Source organism: thiotrophic endosymbiont of Bathymodiolus puteoserpentis (Logatchev) (genome assembly GCF_900127505.1).
Lineage (GTDB): Bacteria > Pseudomonadota > Gammaproteobacteria > PS1 > Pseudothioglobaceae > Thiodubiliella.
Genome location: NZ_UEXF01000063.1, coordinates 1 through 1718, shown reverse-complemented (window position 1 = coordinate 1718; position 1718 = coordinate 1). Strand labels below are relative to the sequence as shown.

1 protein-coding gene is annotated in these 1718 nt (G+C 41.0%); it reads left to right on the top strand.

Annotation, left to right across the window (positions count from 1 at the left end; all coding sequences use genetic code 11):
* On the top strand, window positions 1–1718 hold a 1718-nt coding region (locus BHECKSOX2_RS07880), incomplete at both ends, for an RHS repeat domain-containing protein (RefSeq protein WP_483444636.1).

Genomic DNA, 1718 nt, shown 5'->3' with positions numbered 1-1718 from the left:
CCAACACCCTAGGCAAACTTATCAGCCAAACCGATGCCAAAGGACAAACCAGCACCATGACCTACGACAAACTCGGCAGAATAACCCAAAGAACAGAAGCGGAAGGCAGTAGCACCTGGACTTACGACACCAAATCAAATGGCACTGGTAAACTCTCTATTGTCAAGGGTCCAAATGGTTATAAAAAAGAGTTAAGTTATGATGCACTTGGCAGGGTCAAATCAACCACCCTAACCGTCAATGGAGAGACACTCACCACCACAAACACCTATGACCGTTATTCACGCCTTAGCGTCCAAACTCGTCCGCAAAACTTCAAGGTAGAGAATGTCTACAATCAATATGGCTACCTCATGGCTAAGCGCGCACCTAAAGCCCAAATTACCGATTATGATTGGGAGTATTTAAGCAAGTTGTTAGAACAAAGTACGGCTAATACACAGAAGGCAACCGAGCAAGCCAATAAATTAGAAATAAAAATATCCAAATATAATGCTTATTCAGAGCACTACAAAAAACTTTCTACAAAGCTCTTAAAAGGCTCAGATTTATTAAGCGAAGACGCACAAGCATTAAGAGACAATGCAGATTTACTTGATGAAATTAGCAATAAATTAGAACAAAAAGCACAATATTTTAAGAGTTTAGCTGACAACGCTAGCATGAAAGCATCTATAGGCTTTGGCTCTACACCCCTTGTTGCCCAAAGAAACAAAGCTCTTTATTCTGATATCGCAGAAAGACTAACCAAACAAGCACAAAACTATTTAAATTCTCAAGGCGAAGAAAGGCAAATACTGGCAAATCAAATAGCTGATGAATATGATGATTATGCAGAAATCCTGATAGAACACGCTGATCAAGCCACCCAAGAAGCAGCCCATTGGAAGCAAGTGGTAGACAATACGCAAAAGAGTCGCAACAAAAATCATTATCAAGCCATGCTTGATGATACGAATAATGTCTATTTCTACCGTATCAGATCCCGTGATGCAGCAGGGCGTTTAACAGGACACATAGTAGGCAATGGCCTTTCAACAGAGCAAGACTTTTCCCCTGCCAGTGGTCATCTATACACCATCAAATCAAACTTCAACAGCGTGGATGAAGTTCGCAACCTAGAATACGAATACGACTTGATGGACAATGTCACGCAAAGACAAAACCACCTCTCAGGTTTGAGTGAGCGCTTTACTTATGACGCCCTAGACCGCCTAACCCAGTCAAGCACCACCGGTAAGATTGATAATGTTGATTATAGCTATACAGTGGGTTATCAATACGACATCAATGGCAACATCACCAACAAATCTGATGTCGGTGATTACAGTTACAACGCTGCTAGTGGTGTTCGTCCACACACGCCAAATTCAATCACAGGTCTAAAAACCAATACCAGCAACCAAGACAGAGCCTACACTTACGATGCCAATGGCAACATGACCAAAAATGGCAATAAATCTATTACTTGGACATCATTTAACAAGCCCAAGAAATTCACCAAAGGAGGAGACAGCACAACCTTCACCTATGCCCCTAATAGAAGTCGTTACCAAAAAGTACAAACAAAAAGCAGTGACAATACCACCATCACCACTCAATACTTTGGCAAGGTTTATGAAAAAATCAAACAAAACACCAATACTGAGCATAAACACTTTATCTATCTAGATAAACAACTCATTGCCATTCACATCAAAACCGACACAACGAGTACA